Annotated in this window: 9 protein-coding genes; 4 read left to right on the forward strand and 5 right to left on the reverse strand. The window is 51.8% G+C overall.

Annotated features, from left to right (window positions below; all coding sequences use genetic code 11):
• Positions 1-17: 17 nt before the first annotated feature.
• The 5 genes from nrdE to HPT30_RS24000 form a co-directional block, all read right to left on the reverse strand.
• Positions 18-2,102: a class 1b ribonucleoside-diphosphate reductase subunit alpha gene (gene nrdE, locus HPT30_RS23980; protein ID WP_175373836.1), complete on the reverse strand. Its 2,085-nt coding sequence runs from the start codon at positions 2,100-2,102 to the stop codon at positions 18-20.
• A complete protein-coding gene (gene nrdI, locus HPT30_RS23985; protein WP_175373837.1) occupies positions 2,089-2,448 on the reverse strand; it encodes a class Ib ribonucleoside-diphosphate reductase assembly flavoprotein NrdI in 360 nt (119 codons plus the stop codon). Before nrdI ends, nrdE begins: the two co-directional genes overlap by 14 nt.
• A 425-nt stretch (positions 2,449-2,873) precedes the next feature.
• The gene (locus tag HPT30_RS23990; protein ID WP_175373838.1) at positions 2,874-4,655 is read right to left on the reverse strand and encodes a hypothetical protein; all 1,782 of its coding nucleotides are present in this window, start codon (positions 4,653-4,655) and stop codon (positions 2,874-2,876) included.
• Positions 4,656-4,687: 32 nt separating this feature from the next.
• Positions 4,688-5,614, reverse strand: a complete 927-nt coding sequence (locus HPT30_RS23995; protein WP_175373839.1) for a hypothetical protein — start codon at positions 5,612-5,614, stop codon at positions 4,688-4,690.
• Positions 5,607-5,759 (reverse strand): hypothetical protein, encoded by a 153-nt coding sequence (locus HPT30_RS24000; protein ID WP_175373840.1) that lies wholly within the window; start codon positions 5,757-5,759, stop codon positions 5,607-5,609. Before HPT30_RS24000 ends, HPT30_RS23995 begins: the two co-directional genes overlap by 8 nt.
• 193 nt (positions 5,760-5,952) lie before the next feature.
• Between HPT30_RS24000 and HPT30_RS24005 the strand changes: the two genes are divergently transcribed.
• From HPT30_RS24005 to HPT30_RS24020, 4 genes are all read left to right on the forward strand, one after another.
• A complete protein-coding gene (locus HPT30_RS24005; RefSeq protein ID WP_175373841.1) occupies positions 5,953-7,773 on the forward strand; it encodes a vWA domain-containing protein in 1,821 nt (606 codons plus the stop codon).
• Between the two features lie 34 nt (positions 7,774-7,807).
• Positions 7,808-11,197, forward strand: a complete 3,390-nt coding sequence (locus HPT30_RS24010; protein ID WP_175373842.1) for a tubulin-like doman-containing protein — start codon at positions 7,808-7,810, stop codon at positions 11,195-11,197.
• Between the two features lie 4 nt (positions 11,198-11,201).
• Positions 11,202-13,586 (forward strand): transcription initiation factor TFIID, encoded by a 2,385-nt coding sequence (locus tag HPT30_RS24015; protein ID WP_175373843.1) that lies wholly within the window; start codon positions 11,202-11,204, stop codon positions 13,584-13,586.
• A gap of 82 nt (positions 13,587-13,668) precedes the next feature.
• Positions 13,669-14,943, forward strand: coding sequence for a vWA domain-containing protein (locus HPT30_RS24020; protein WP_175373844.1), 1,275 nt, complete (start codon positions 13,669-13,671; stop codon positions 14,941-14,943).
• The last annotated feature ends 6 nt before the right edge of the window (positions 14,944-14,949 follow it).

Genomic DNA, 14,949 nt, shown 5'->3' on the forward strand with positions numbered 1-14,949 from the left:
TCAAAAAAAGCCTACGGTTATACCGAGCAAGTGATACATTCCTCGACAGACAGCTTCTTGGTCCGGGTGTAATATAGCGACTTCAGCCCTTTGTGCGCCGCATAGAGATAGCAGCGGGCCAGCTCGCGGGTGGTAACATCGCTGTTCACGTGCAGGACAGTGGAAATCCCTTGGTCAATATGGGGCTGGATCTCGGCAATCAGGTCAATGACCTTGAACTGGTCCATCTGATAGGCAGATTTATAATAGAACACATTGTCAGGCTGCAGATAAGGCATCGGATAGTACGTAGTGGAGTTCGCATAGGTCCGGGTCTCGATCTGCTCCACAATCGGCATCACACTGGAAGTAGCGTTCTGGATATAAGAAATACTGGCCGTTGGCGCGATCGCCAGACGGTAAGCATGGTACAGTCCATTTTTGACAACAGAATCACGTAATTGCGCCCAATCTGCTTGGGTAGGGATATAGATATCCTTAAACAGCTCCTGCACCTTAGGTGTCACCGGACGATAATCCATAGTCAGATAACGATCGAAGTAAACGCCTGTGGCATAATCCGATTCTGCGAAGCCATGGAAGGTCTCACCGGTCTGGGCGGCAATCTCCATGCTCTTCTCCAGCGAGTGGAAGTTCATGGTCATGAAGAAGGTGCGGGCGAAATCCCGGGCCTGTTCACTCTCATAGGCAATCTTGTTCTTGGCAAAATAACCATGCAGGTTCATAACGCCCAGTCCGACGGAGTGCATCTCCTTGTTCGCCTTCGCCACGCCTGGGGCATTGGAGACGGTGGTCATATCGCTGACAGCTGTCAGCGCCAGCATGCCCTCATGAACGGATTCACGGATTTTGCCATGCTCCATAACGTTGACGATGTTGAGTGAAGCCAGATTACAGCTGATGTCCCGGCGGATGGTGTCTGCCTGACCGTAATCAGTGATTTCGGAAGTCTCCTGCAATTGGAAAATCTCCGTGCAAAGGTTCGACATCTTCACTTGGCCGATATTTTTCAGCGCATGTGCCTTGTTGGCATTGCTCTTGTTCATAATATATGGGTAGCCTGATTCCAACTGAATCATGGCGATCTTGGTCAGCATCTCACGTGCGCCCATCGCGACTTTCTTTTTAACGCGCGGGTCAGTAAGCAGTTTGTCGTACATTTCGTCCAAATCCATATCGTCCAGATGGGTGCCGTAGGCTTGGAACACACTATATGGTGCGAACACATGCAGCGGCTCATTATCCTGAGCCAGCTTATAGAAACGGTTTGGCACGATCAGTCCGATGGACAGTGTTTTGAGTCGCAGTTTTTCGTCGGCATTGATTTTTTTGGAATCCAGGAACTCTAGTACATCCCAGCCAAAAATATTATAGTAAGCCGCCCCGGAGCCTTTACGCTGCCCCATCTGGTCGGCATAGGAGAATCCATCTTCCATGAGCTTCAGCACAGGCACGATACCTTTGGCCGCATCTTCCACGCCTTTGATCGTCTCGCCGCGCGAGCGCAGCTTCGAGAGGTTAACCGCCACGCCGCCGCCGATTTTAGAGAGCTGCATGCATGTATTCAGTACATAGTTGATCGAATTCAGAGAGTCATCCATTTCGAGCAGGAAGCAGGAGACCATCTCGCCCCGACGGCTCTTGCCTGCGTTCAGGAAGGTTGGTGTAGCTGGCTGAAGACGTTGCTCCATCATCGAGCGGACCAGTACACGAGCGGTATCGGCATTACCGCGGGCCAGATGCAGAGCCACCACAGCCACACGATCCGGGTAGTGCTCCAGGTATTGCTTCCGGTCATTGGTCTTCACCGCGTAGTCTGTATAGAACTTGGAAGCCGCCATGTAGGAAGGGAACTGGAAGCCATATTCATGTGCGATCCGGTAAACATCCTCAATCTCTGAAGCAGCGTAGCGTTCGTACAGGTTCTCATAGTAGTCATTCTCTATCATATAATCCACTTTGGATTTAGTGTCTGCAAAAGTAAGGCTGCGCCGCTCCACTTCTCCCATAAATTCCACAACCGCCTCGCGGTCCTTATCTAATTGGAAGAATCCTTCTTCGTCTCTCTTCAAAAGCATGTTGTTCAGCTCAATATGCCGCAACTCGGTTCACCTCCTGTTTAATCCGTTCTACATCGCCAAAAGTTCCCGACAACTCGAACTTGCCAATGACCGGCACATTGTACCGCTCTGAAATCAAATCTGCGCTATTCGCAAACAGTTGACCCCAGTTTTTGTTGCCGCTGGCGGCGATTCCTTTCAGACTTGTATGGTTGTTCTCCAAAAAAGAAGACACCTTCTCTGGAATTTGTCCAAATCCGGTGGTGTATGTAACAAGTACATAAGGCTCGTCTATCGTCATATGCTCTTCAATCTGTACGGCCGGAAGCTTCAGCTTGTTAATGAACCGTTTGACGTTGCCTGTTTTGGAATCATAAGCAATCAGCATGGTTGTTTTCCTCCTTAGTGGAAGCGATTGTTCCAGCTTATTAAAATTAGATTTTGGGATAAACCGCGCCCTGATAGGGTTTACCCTGTATATAAACCGTTTTCTTTGGAATAACACTATATTTAGAGACGCTTAATCATTTTAACACTAGATATGGAGAAGTCAATAGATCTCAAGGGGTAGGGAGAACGCGCAAATCACGAGATTTCATACTAGAAAAAGAGCTGAATTGAGAAGAATATTAGCGGGAGGGCAGGTGGAATAAGGGATTTGGAACAGATCCAGAATACGCAACTGCGAGAGCACTTCAGGGTAAAAAAAATTTAAAATGATCCTTGTCTCTTTTGTGAAGGGTGGAAAAGGTGCTGGCAGTAAACACCCCCCTGAATGGCATTCAGGAGGGTGTCTGTACTGACTTGATTCGCTTAGTTCACTATACTCAAACTCCCGGCAGAAGTTACCACAAATACGGGGACGCTCTCCTCACCAGTTTCGGTCTGCAGTATACCGTAGTCATTCTGGAACTGACCGCTTAGCAGCATGGGGCCTGTTATGGACCCTTGATAGCCCTGAAGCAGGATGTAGCGGCCATCGGCATAAGCGACAGCACTGCCTGAATTGTCGAGATAGATTTCACAGCCTATCGATACATTCTGAAAAGGATGAAGCTCCAGCTCCGATGCCTGAATTGGCGGGTAAGCCTGTACGATTTCGGAGAATTGGTAGGTTTCCCCCGATTTGCGATAAATGGCTGTCTGCCCCGCATTACCCTCTCCGGCACCAGCACCAACATTATGCACAAGGATGGAACCATCTGGCTGAAGTTCGTAGCTATCCCCGCTAAAGGAGAACAGTTGTGATATTCCTTGCATCTGAAGCGCATAACCTGTAAAAAGTGTCCTGCCGTTGTCATCTGTGCTGTCGGCTTCAGCAACAACTACAGGTTCTCCGGTGGCTGCCTCAAGAGCCTCGTCAAAGAAGACCAGGTGCAAGGAGGGGAACCCGGGAATAACGCCCATGGAGAAAGATGATACAGCGTTATCCTTGTTCATTACGGCATAATGAAGGGACCCGCTGCTGTCAGTTGCCGCAACATAGACCTTGGCGCCGTACTTTCCTTTACCGGAAATCACATTATTGTAGCGCCCCTGCTCCCCGCCTCCGGGGAGCAACCGTACAGGATCAGCTATATTCCAGGCGAGGCGGACCGCTGCAATGTCCTCGGAATGGTCTTTTAATGGATATAGCTCGGTGTAGAGCTTGATTGCGTCCTCGTATGCTCCGTTTTTGGCTTTGCTCGCGGCACTTTTGAGCAGTTTGGCATTTTGAGCATCTATGTACTTCAGCACTTGGGTTGCCTTGAAGCCTGCGCTGCTTGCGAACTTGCGATAGGCGGCAGCATGTTCTGCGAAGGCGGATATGTTCTTGCCCTCCAGATCTTTCTTCAGGATGATACGTCCGCTGTTTTCCACTTGTTCCTTGAGCCAGGGCGCCGCATACTTATGGCTCTCGTACGCCTTATGCATGGACAAGGTGCTTTCCAGCAAGGGACCGAAGCTTCCGGCAGCGGCCAAGGCCTTTAACTGACCTGTATCGTGGCTGCGGAACGCAGCATTCAATTGCTCCTGCTTAGCAGATGAACCGCCAAAGAAAGCATCTGGTATCCGCAGCAGTTTCCATTTCACGTCATCCCCGCCGTCGTTTCCGTTAGCGTTTTGGGCAAGGGTGTCCAAAAACTGCTTTTTGAAATGCTGAAAGAAAGTCGTCCATTCCTCTGAAAGGCCCGACGCGGCAGACAACTTGCGGTAATAGGCTTCGTAAGGGCCTCCGGGCTTCATATACTGGGATTTCAGCTGGAGAAGATCATCATAGCTCTTCATGAATCCTTCGAAGTCACCTGATAGGGCCTGCGAGCTGGCGTACCGGGCAACGTTGTCCAGACCCGTACGGATGGCTGTGATCGGGGCCAGCTTCTCCAATTGTGTTGCTATCTCTTCTTCTTTGTATGAAAAGGAGTGATTTTCCCTCGCCTCGCGGTACTTTTCTTCTGCGCCGATAAGGTCGCCTGCCGCATGCAGACGACTGCCTTCCTGCACAGCATTCACCTTGTCAGACATGCGCTGGGCCTTCTGCCCCAGCAGTAAAACCATTGAAATACACAAAATGATCATAAAATTTCGCAGGGATATTACTTCTTTGATCGTCATATATTATAGCCTCTTTTTTGCCATACGATGGTTTATTGAAATTCAGGGTCCCAACGGTACTTGAATTCACGAATTTCAGCTACGGTTTGGTCAAGCCCGTTCCATGGCTCATAAGGATTGGCCTCGATCAGCCGGGCTAATCGTAAGAAGCGGTCTTTGGGCAGCTCATGCACGTATCTGCCGATGAAACGGGAGTGCAGCAGCGCATAACGTTTCATGCGAACGGCCGCCCCGGCCACGCCAGTCAGGATAGCGATCCCTTTATCCATTTGCCGGATCTGGGTCTCATAGGCTTGAACATAACGCAGTGTGCGGTCCTTGATCAGATCCCGGCGCACCTTGGCAATCTCTCCTATGTATTCGGCCAGCAGCGGCTCGAACTCTCTCAGAAGCAGCTGTTCCATTTCGAGATCCATGTCCTTACGGAGCTGAAAGCCGTGCAGGAGGGCGACCCGTTGCCGGGCTACCCGGTCGCCACGCAGGAGAATGGCAATCTCGCGCAGCTTCTCATAGGCCAGCACATCATTTTCGCGAAGGACAGACACCGCTTCCTGGCGGTTAAGCTCCAGCCCCTCCTTGATGATTCCGATGTTATAGGCCAGCAGATGCTCCAGAGCACGCAAATTTTCGTTCTGCCGGACTTTTCGCTGCGTATAGTAGAAAAGCCCGGTCAGCAGGAGTCCGCCTGCACCACACAGGGCCATTTGCAGCGTGCTGTCGCCAAAATAAACAGAAACCAGGGTAAGCAGTAAGACCAGCAGTAACCGGGTATGCATTTTGCGCCCCGCACGGGCGCTGGCATAGTGCTCCACCGAAACTAGGGAGGCTTTGCCACATTTTGTGCAGCGCTCTTCGTTTAGCGCCGTATAGCGGCCACAGCGCCTGCAGATGCGAAGCTTGTCGAAGGAATAGCGGGGCGCCTTGAAGGGTCGGAATGTGACAGGCTTCTTCTTACTCATGACCCTTGTCACCCCCATTTAAGGTGGCGAGCAGCATCTCGTCCATATCATCCCGGGTTAGCGGGTTTCGCTGGCGGGAGGCATAGATAGCAATGTGAATTACGACATATAGGAACGCAACTCCAAGAATAACGTATGAAATCATGTGACTTTTCCTTTCTTCTGGAAGATAGTGCAGCGAAAAAAGTGAATTATAGCGTTCTTTCTTAACAGTTCATCAGTCCTAAAAGTTGAAGTTTACAAGGTTTAATTATATCATAATGGCATACTATTTACAGATTTTAGCTTTTTGGCTGATTTCCATATTTGCCTACTATAACACAAGAGGAGCCATCTTTATGCTTCATAATGACCACCGTAGAAAAACATCGAAGATTGTCTTTTGGCGTCTTATTCCGGCGCTGCTGCTGACCCTGTGTATCGCGGTTGCCCCGCTAGGTGCAGGGCTGGCTCATGCCGCAACCCCGGCGCCATCTCATATTGATGCCGTGCTGCTGATTGATGTCAGCAACTCCATGAACAAGAGTGACAAGAACAAGATTGCCAACGAAGCAATGAAGATGTTCATTGATATGCTGTCCGCGCAGGGAGACAAGGTCGGTATTGTCGCCTACACCGATAAGGTACAGCGGGAAAAGGCGCTGCTGCAGATCAATTCGGCGACCGACAAGCAGGATCTGAAGGACTTCATTGACGGGCTGGACCGCGGCGCTTATACGGATATTGCCGTAGGCGTGAAGGAGGCAGTGAAGGTGCTGCAGAATGGCAGCGATCCTTCCCATGAACCGCTCATCGTCATGCTCGCCGACGGTAACAACGATTTTAACAAAGCCACTGGACGGACTCAGAGCCAATCGGATCAGGAGCTGAATACAGCACTGGATGAGGCCAAGAAGAGCGGCTATCCCATTTATACCATTGGTCTGAATGCGGATGGCAAGCTGAACAAGCAATCTCTGGCTGACCTGTCCACGAAGACAGGAGGCAAGGCATTCTCTACAGATTCGGCAGATGATCTGCCGCAAATCCTCAGCGAAATTTTTGCCAGCCATCTCAAGCTCAAGATTGTACCGGTGCAGTCGATTACGGGGAACGGCAGCTTTCAGGAGGTGACGGTGAACGTCCCGAACGCCAGCGTGCTGGAGGCCAATATTTCCATTATGTCTTCACAGCCTGTAACTGCGAAGCTGAAGGACCCAACCGGGAAAGAAGTAGCTATACCTTCAGGCGATGTTCTGCTCTCGAAGTCGAAGACCTACAGCCTGATTAAGCTGTTGTCTCCGCAGCAGGGCGATTGGAAGCTCCAGATCAAAGGGGTGCCCAAGGATAAAATTGATATTAATCTCGTTTTCAACTATGACCTGGAACTTAAAATAGATGCGCTGCCTTCCGCATCCTATAAAAAAGGCGACAAGATCGATATTGCTTCCCACTTATTCAGCAACGGTACTCAGGTAACGCTCAGCAATTTGTATCAAAATATGAAGGCCGTTCTGCTGGCCAAGGACCTGGATACGGGCACTACTGAAGAAATCCCGCTGGATAACACCGGGGATGTCTTCAAAGGGACGTTTGAGGTGAAGGAGAGCCATGATTACGAGCTGAAGGTGCGTGCGGAGGAAAGAAGCTTTTACCGTGAGAGTGATCCTGTGACAGTCAGCGCCAAGAAAAGCACTGCTGGAACTGGCGGCGCTACAGCGGCCCCGGAGAGCAGTAACCCGCTCGCCGACAAGCCGAAATCTATGACTCTGTATTATATCATTGGCGGAATTGTGCTCCTGCTGGCGGCTGGAGTAGCCCTGTGGCTGCTGCGGAAGCAGGCGACACGCGGCTTTACCGGCCAAATCGTCATCGAGGTGCGGGACGAGAATACCGGAGAGAAGACGTATCCGCAGTATAAGAAGCTGGCTGCGTTCAGAGGCAAGTTCAACTTGCATCAGCTGCTGCAGTTAGCACCTGAGCTTAAGGAAAGTGAGAAGCTCGTCTTCACTCCGGGCAAGAACGACAGACTGCTTCTCCGCAGCGGCGAAGGCATCACCGTGGAGAGATCCGGACGCGCCGCTGATGCGTCGCGTGGTCTGGAACTGAAAAGTGGTGACCGCGTTTCGGTATCACTGCATAGCGTGGACAAAACAATTTTACTGGAATACCTGGTTTAACCAGATTCTTTAGTACAGTTCAGGAGGAACGCTTATGAAACCGGTAGTACGAGAGCATATTCAGCAACTGGATGTATCGCTTGGCGGGGGAATTGTCAGCGATAAGATCAGAGTCGATACGATTGACAATCCTATACTCATTATCGGGCTGGGGGGCACGGGCATTGACGCCCTCCTCCGCCTGAAATACCAGATCAACCGCCGTTTCAAGCTGCCAGAAGATCCGTTGTCCAAGAAGAAGCGGGACAAGCCGGATAATGTAGAGTTTTTAGCTTTTGAAACCAACGAACAAGATCGTAATAAAAAATATAAAGGCATCGGGCTCGATTCGCAGAATGAATTCGTGCTCTTAGCCAATGCCGAAATCGGGGGACTGCTGCAGAACCGCAGTATTCTGGACCCGTATATCACGGATTGGCTGTCGCCTGAACTGAGCATTACGGACGGTATGAACGGCGCTGCCGGCGTGCGTCAGGCGGGACGACTGCTCTTGTTCACCAAGATTAACCAAGTGGTTGGTGCCATTGACAAGAAGATCAAGACACTGTCTGTAGGCACCAACAAGAAGCTGATGGTGTTCCTGCTGACAGGACTGTCTGGCGGAACGGGCAGCGGTGCTTTTCTGGATATCGCTTATATTGTGCGCGGTATTATTGAACGCGACTTTGGCTCTGCGGGGATTGACCGGGTGAATACGCTTGGTTATCTGTTTACCCCAGACGTGAATCTCTCGAACAAGAGCCTGAGCGAACATACCCGTGAATATATCCGTAAGAACGGATATGCGGCGCTGAAGGAACTGGATTACTGGATGAATGTGGACAGCCGGGGCGAAAGATTCCGTCAGCAGTACGGCAATATTTTGACCGTGAATTCGCCATTGCCTCCATTTAATCTGTGTCATCTCATCTCCGCGACCAATACCGAGGGCAAGCTGCTGGAGAACGCCTATGATTACTGCATGAATGTAACGGCAGAGAATATCACCAACTTTATGGCTAGTGAAGAGAAGCAGTCTGGTGAAGAATTCGCCATTCATGACTATATCAGTAACATCCGCACCAATATTGCCCAGATGAACAAGGCTTATCCGGCCAACTATGAATACAATATTATTGGGGCTTCATCTGCTGTCCTGCCGATTGAGGAAATGACAACCTATCTGGCTTACCGCCTGTTCGATAAAATGGAGAAAATGTTCAAGCAAGCACCGGGTCAAGAAGAGGTAGAAAAATTCGCCCGCAAGCTGGGTATCGACCTCGATAGCATGGTCAAGACCTTTGAATCCCGCGTGCCTGAGCCGCTGCCGGGCTTCGAGAACAGCGAACGGTTAAGCCATGCCAATGTCATCAAGAACCAGGTCGTCAGCATGGATACGGAGCTGGAGCAGAACTTCCTGTCACGTGCGCGCGAGGAGTATATCAAGGCGAGAAAGCAGCTTCCGGGTGAGATTGTCGGCCGGTTTGGTGAGGAGCTGGAGCGGATTTTCCTCCATCCAGAGCAAGGACCATTCTATGTTTCGCGGCTGCTTTATACCGAAAAAGGCTTTTGTATCCTGAAGTCAATTCAGTCATATATTGAGACACTTCGCGAAAGTCTGCTGCGCCTCCCGCGTGATATTGAGACGGCGCAGGACAGTGCGGACGAGAAGCTGGGGGATGCCCGGAGCGCCTTTGTCTCTAAGGAGAAGAAGAAGAACGCTTATATTGAAGCGAAGATCAATGAGTACTGGCTACATGCTGATGTAGAGCGTACTGAGCGAATGATTGAATTTTATGAGGATCTGTACGAGCTGCTGAACGAAGAGAACAGCCGGATTTATGGCGTGTTTACAGAGATTCTGAGTGCACTCAGCTCGATTTTTGCCAAGAATGGGGACATCCTCATCAACGGTGAAGAGCAAGCTGATCATAAAGGTAACAAAACTTATTATTGGAATATCGTCAATGTACCGGATATTTCCGCGACGATCTCCAAAATTATGGACCAGAAGGATGGCGACGATCTGATTCGTGACTTCACCCGGGAAATGCTTAAGCACTCGGGGCGCTGGGTCAGAGAGCAGGAGATTGATGTAGTTCGTTCCATCTCTGATTTCCTAAGCGATAAGTTCGGCGATTTAATCACCCGTTCGATGGAGGATTTCCTCGTGATGAAATACGGCCATGAGGAGCCGCTCGACAAATTCGTGGAGCGTATCATCGCCGGTAAGCTGGACGAGGAGGCCGTGCCGACCTTCCATCTTAGTAACAGTTCGGGCAATCTTCATTTTCCATCCTGGGGCTTCGTCTCGGTTCCGGTCAAAGCGCCGGGCATCCTGAAAGGTATTCGCAATTATCAGAATAATGCGCTGGGCAAATCGCACTTTACGATCAAGGAAAGCGAAGTTAAGAATCGTATTTTCTGGCTGAACACACGCAACGGGGTGCCGCTCTTCGTGTATACACCGCTGCGCGTATTTGAGGAGAACTACGAGCGGACCATTCTGGACAAAGAAGGCATTGGTCGCCATTTGGTGATGACAGACAAGAACAACTGGACTTATCTGCCGTCACCAATTCCGGAAAAATCATGGGGCGACACCTATGTTAACGCCCGTGTCCGTGATTACAATGCCCGCGTTCGTGCCGATTTCGACAAGGCACTGGCGTCAGGTGTGATTGTCGAGAAGGGAACGGATGAGAACACAAGCAGCCGCTATTCGGTTATATTCACGAAGCCGTTTGATATTGAAGCCTTCTTGAAAGGCTTTGATTTGCAGCTGCAAGCGCCGCGCCCGAATCTTGGCGAGGTCAAGAAGGCTGCAGATGAGCTGCGCTTGCTGCGGGAGAAGGGGCTGGAACGCGAGCTAGTCAAGGATATCTTTGGCAGTGTCAACCAGGATTTGGCGAAGGAGAATCTGATTCGCACACCACAGCTGATTACCCGTGTTCGTGAAGAATTGGCGAAGGTTGCTGAGCTGGAGGCTAAGGCCGCAGAGCTGGATGCACTGCTGCATCAATATCTGGATGAAGAGAAGTGGATGGACCAGTTCCTTGAAGCTCTATATACAGACAGCATCATCAAGAAAGGTGCGCTGTATGTCTATGATCGTGATGAAGAAGAAGATGCTTGGGAGCCATTCGCCAATCTGATGAAGGAACGCAGTTATGTGGAGTATGCGGTGTATCGTCATTTCCGCAGTCTGGACGAGAAGAGCCGCAGTGTGCTGCTGCGCAAGGCAGCGCGTCGTGCAGGCGAGATGACTGCTGCTGAAGATGTATCTCCACTGCTGTATAAGCTGGAAGGTCTGTATGTCTCCTTCTTGGAGGCTCGCGACAGCCTAGAGTATGAGCGGGTAGAGCATGCCAATGGCGACGAAATGTACGGATTCTACAAGAGCATGACCGGCAAGCTTGGCAGTATCCGCAGAAAGCTGAAATAATCCTATGATTAAATCATTAGCATTATCTTATGGAGAACAATATGCGCAGCAGGAGGAAGCGCTGCGCAGCAAGGGGGATGGGCGCAGCAGTATCCATTACCCCGCCCTGTTTTTATTTGTAGGTGACAAAATTGCCCCAGTCATTGCTCCGGTGCTGGACAGCTGTGAACGCAAATGGGATAACGCTGGAGGCGTTATGGCTATGCACGCCCTGCCGGAAGGGGGAAGTCCGGTGGGATACGGAGCCAGTGGGAGCGCACGGGTTATGCCCTTGACCCTGCCCTCTGCGGCAGGACATGATCCACGCACCGTCCGAGCGGATATTTATCGCGCCTTTCAGGAGGATAGCCGCTATTTGGCGGAGATGAACCGATCCTTGCGGCGGATCAGCAACAGCATAGCGGATTACGGTCGGCTGTATTCTTCCTTTGACGTCATCCATCTTTCTATCATTACGCGGGTCGATGACCCGCTTAATGTGTTCTTGCCGGAAATTACGCTGCTGGCCCGCGCTGTGCTGGGCCAATCGTTCAAATCGGTGCAGACAGACCTGTACGCTCTGATCAACGAACGTGAGCAGGGTGATAACTTCGGGTATTCCAGCTCGGTCGGGCTGGCCTTTATGCGTGAGCTGGAAGGAATGCAGTTGCCGGACTACACGTTCCGTGCGCCGCTGCTTGTGACTGAAGACGGGCTATCCATTCCGGTGAGCCATGGTCCTTCCCAGCTGTTTGATCTGGTCTATCTGCTGTCCGACAAGAATGAGCGAGGCATGATGCCTACAGGCGGCATGCAGGACAATTACGAGATCATCTCCCACATCAGTCTGCTGAAGAACCGGGTTCGTCCTACATCCGACGAAGCCAGCGGACATGGCGGCTATAACAATATGACGTTTAAAAGCGGCATCCGGGGCAGCTCCGGCCGGCAGGGCTATGCTACCGCAGGCTTCTCCGGCGTAAGAAGGCCCAATATGCAGATTGCCCTGGCGGTCCTGTATCATGGCTTTCGGCGGCTGGCGGTGAATATGCGTGAAGGCAGTATGCCGGGTGTTCGTGAGCGGCAGGCTCTGTTCGGACTTGGCGCCGATACCCTGCGGGAGCGCTCCCTGCAGCTTCTGCCGGATGAAGCAGGACTGCAGGAGATGACGGGACTGATGAGTCACGGTCGTCCATCTTACAACGAATTGAAATATTTGTCGTTGCGGGAGGCTGAGGAGTTGTTGTTCGGCAGCGGCGGAAGCGACTATTTCCGCAGCAATTTCACTGCCGCTGCTGCAGGGCGGCTGGAGTCGATAGAACCGCTGCGGGAATGGCGGCCGCTTCTGGCTGCGCAGGAAGAGGCTGTTCCGGCGGTGACCTTCTATCAGCTGGCAGAGTGGACGGCTGACCGCGATGATGCTGGCAGCTTGCTGTACGGGCTGCGCCAGCATATGGCCGGTCTCCGGTCAGTACTGGCGAATGCCAAGGCTGAACTTGAGCAGCTCTATAGTGACACTGTGGAGCGCCAGCCATTCCAGCGTGTGCCGCTGTTCGACAAGCGTACGGTACGCAACTTTATCCAGTATCTTTTTACAGTCGTCTATGGCAAGAAATATGAACTGCTACAGCTTGAAACTGAGCTGGGTCTATGCCGGCGGTTGGAAGCTGCACTGGAACGGATTCATGCGGAGAGCATCGCCCGCGTAAAAATCATGGAGACGCTTGAGGAAGAACTGCGTGGCATTGCCCAGGACAGCATTCAGCGGACACGCGATGACATCGGTCAGAACATCATGGAGTACTATGGTGTAGTTACCGAAGAGGTGATGAAGGAGATCGAGACCCGGCGTGGTCCCGGCGTCTTCTTCAGTGAACGGTATCTGGGCAGTCTGTCGCAGCTGCTGGACCAGGGTCAGGAGGCGGTTGTAGAACGCCTGATCGAGATCTGCCGGCGGGAGCTGCTGGCGGCTGAAGCCTTCGCACTTTCTTTCGAAGAGGAGCTGCTCCGGCGGGCCAATGTGGCTGTCGCTTATGACAACAAGCAGGTGTTGTCTAAGGAAGAGCTGTTCAAGCGGCTCTACCGCAGCCTGGAAGAAGGGGCCATTGTCAATGTGCGGCTATTCGAGTATACGCAGGAGCATCGGCATGAGGAGAAATATTTCTTTGGTGACAGCACCTCCGAATTCCTGCGCTATGTCTACGGTGTGGATGAGACGACCCGGATTTACCGGTTGGGCTTTGTGCATGAGCAGCGCAGAAGCGGGGTAGAGAAGCTCAACCTTATGGGCGGCTTCCATCTGGAGGATCTGCTGTATTACCGGAATGGCCGTGTATACTACGAGACTTACGTTCAGAACGGCTACAAGCTGCATGCCATCGAAGAGGAACATCTTCCCGAGCTGCGTTAAAGATGCATGCGTTAGGCAAGGAAGAGCAAAGAACAGCTTCAATCAGGTTTCACTTATGTTCCACCGGAAAGGATGAATGAACATGCAGCGTAAAATTAATATGCTCCTGCTCTTCTTCGCATTGATCGGGGGGGCCGTAGCTTTTCTGATCGGGGAATGGCTGCTGGGCCGCTGGCTCACAGACCTGCCATCCATCGTGCTTGTCGGCATTTACTTTGCGGTCGTAGCGTTGGGAATCGGGGTAGGCTGCCTGATCGCCGAGATCATCTCGCCAAGGCTGAACGGCGCTTCTTGGAAGCAGCGGTACTTGGGATTATCCTGGAAGCTGCTGCCCCTGACACTGGTGCTGGCCTTTGGCGTCGGTGCAGTGACAGAGTTCGTGTATGAACTGAACTTTGGCGGCATCAGACCGATTAAAGATGTCGTCATGGTCATCGACGATTCCGGCAGTATGAACCAAAGCGATCCCGACAATCGTCGTTATTCGGCTGCTCAGAGTCTTGTCATGCGGATGGATAAGGATAATCAGGTGGCGGTGTTGACCTTCAATGGAGAGGTGTCCATTGCCCAACCGCTGACATCTCTTTCGAATTCGAAGAACCGGGAGAAGGTGTCGGCGGCTATCCTGAATCTCAAGACTACGGATGGCGGAACGAATATCAGTGGTGCGCTGCACGAGGCGCTGAATGTCATTAACAGCGACAGCAGAAGTGATCGTGGCTCCATGGTCATTCTACTGTCAGACGGATTTAGCCAGATGGATACTGCTCGGGAGTTACAGGACTTTGTGGACCGTGGCATTGCGGTCAATACGATTGGGCTGGGCATAGAGGACCCGTCTGGTCCCGCGTTGCTACAGGAGATTGCCCGCGTGACCGGGGGCCAGTATTATGATGTGACCGATGCGGGACGTCTTGGCGATGTGTTTCAGCAAATCTATGATCGCCTCGGTGACCGGACGCTTCTGACGGAGCGCAGCGACGCTACAGAGAACAGTCCTTATTATGCGGTGGTCCGGATCTTGTCGTTGCTTCTTATCGGGACTGCACTGGGCTTGGGACTGGGCATTGTCTTCGACAACCGCCATCTGGCCAAGAGCTTCGGGATCGGCGGCGCCGCATCTGGTCTGCTGGCAGGTTTGATTCTGGAATACGGTCTTAGCGGCCACACCTTCAGTGACGCGCTCATCCGACTGCTGGCTGTTCTGGTTCTGGCTGCAATCATCGGGGTGTTCACCGGAGTCATTCCGGTTGGCGAAGGCCGATTGACCCGGAGAGGCACGAGAACGCCTGCCGCGGTTACGACATCGGACAGCTTTGAGCGGCCACGCAGAAATCGGGGAAGCAAGGGATTCTAGGAGAAG

It is taken from the genome of Paenibacillus agri, assembly GCF_013359945.1.
Lineage (GTDB): Bacteria > Bacillota > Bacilli > Paenibacillales > Paenibacillaceae > Paenibacillus_AQ > Paenibacillus_AQ agri.

Bases quoted from the DNA above. Each gene is read 5' to 3' on its own strand.
- nrdI (WP_175373837.1), bottom strand. From the start codon at position 2,448: ATGCTGATTGCTTATGATTCCAAAACAGGCAACGTCAAACGGTTCATT.
- HPT30_RS23990 (WP_175373838.1), bottom strand. From the start codon at position 4,655: ATGACGATCAAAGAAGTAATATCCCTGCGAAATTTTATGATCATTTTG.
- HPT30_RS23995 (WP_175373839.1), bottom strand. From the start codon at position 5,614: ATGAGTAAGAAGAAGCCTGTCACATTCCGACCCTTCAAGGCGCCCCGC.
- HPT30_RS24000 (WP_175373840.1), bottom strand. From the start codon at position 5,759: ATGATTTCATACGTTATTCTTGGAGTTGCGTTCCTATATGTCGTAATT.
- HPT30_RS24005 (WP_175373841.1), top strand. From the start codon at position 5,953: ATGCTTCATAATGACCACCGTAGAAAAACATCGAAGATTGTCTTTTGG.
- HPT30_RS24010 (WP_175373842.1), top strand. From the start codon at position 7,808: ATGAAACCGGTAGTACGAGAGCATATTCAGCAACTGGATGTATCGCTT.
- HPT30_RS24015 (WP_175373843.1), top strand. From the start codon at position 11,202: ATGATTAAATCATTAGCATTATCTTATGGAGAACAATATGCGCAGCAG.
- HPT30_RS24020 (WP_175373844.1), top strand. From the start codon at position 13,669: ATGCAGCGTAAAATTAATATGCTCCTGCTCTTCTTCGCATTGATCGGG.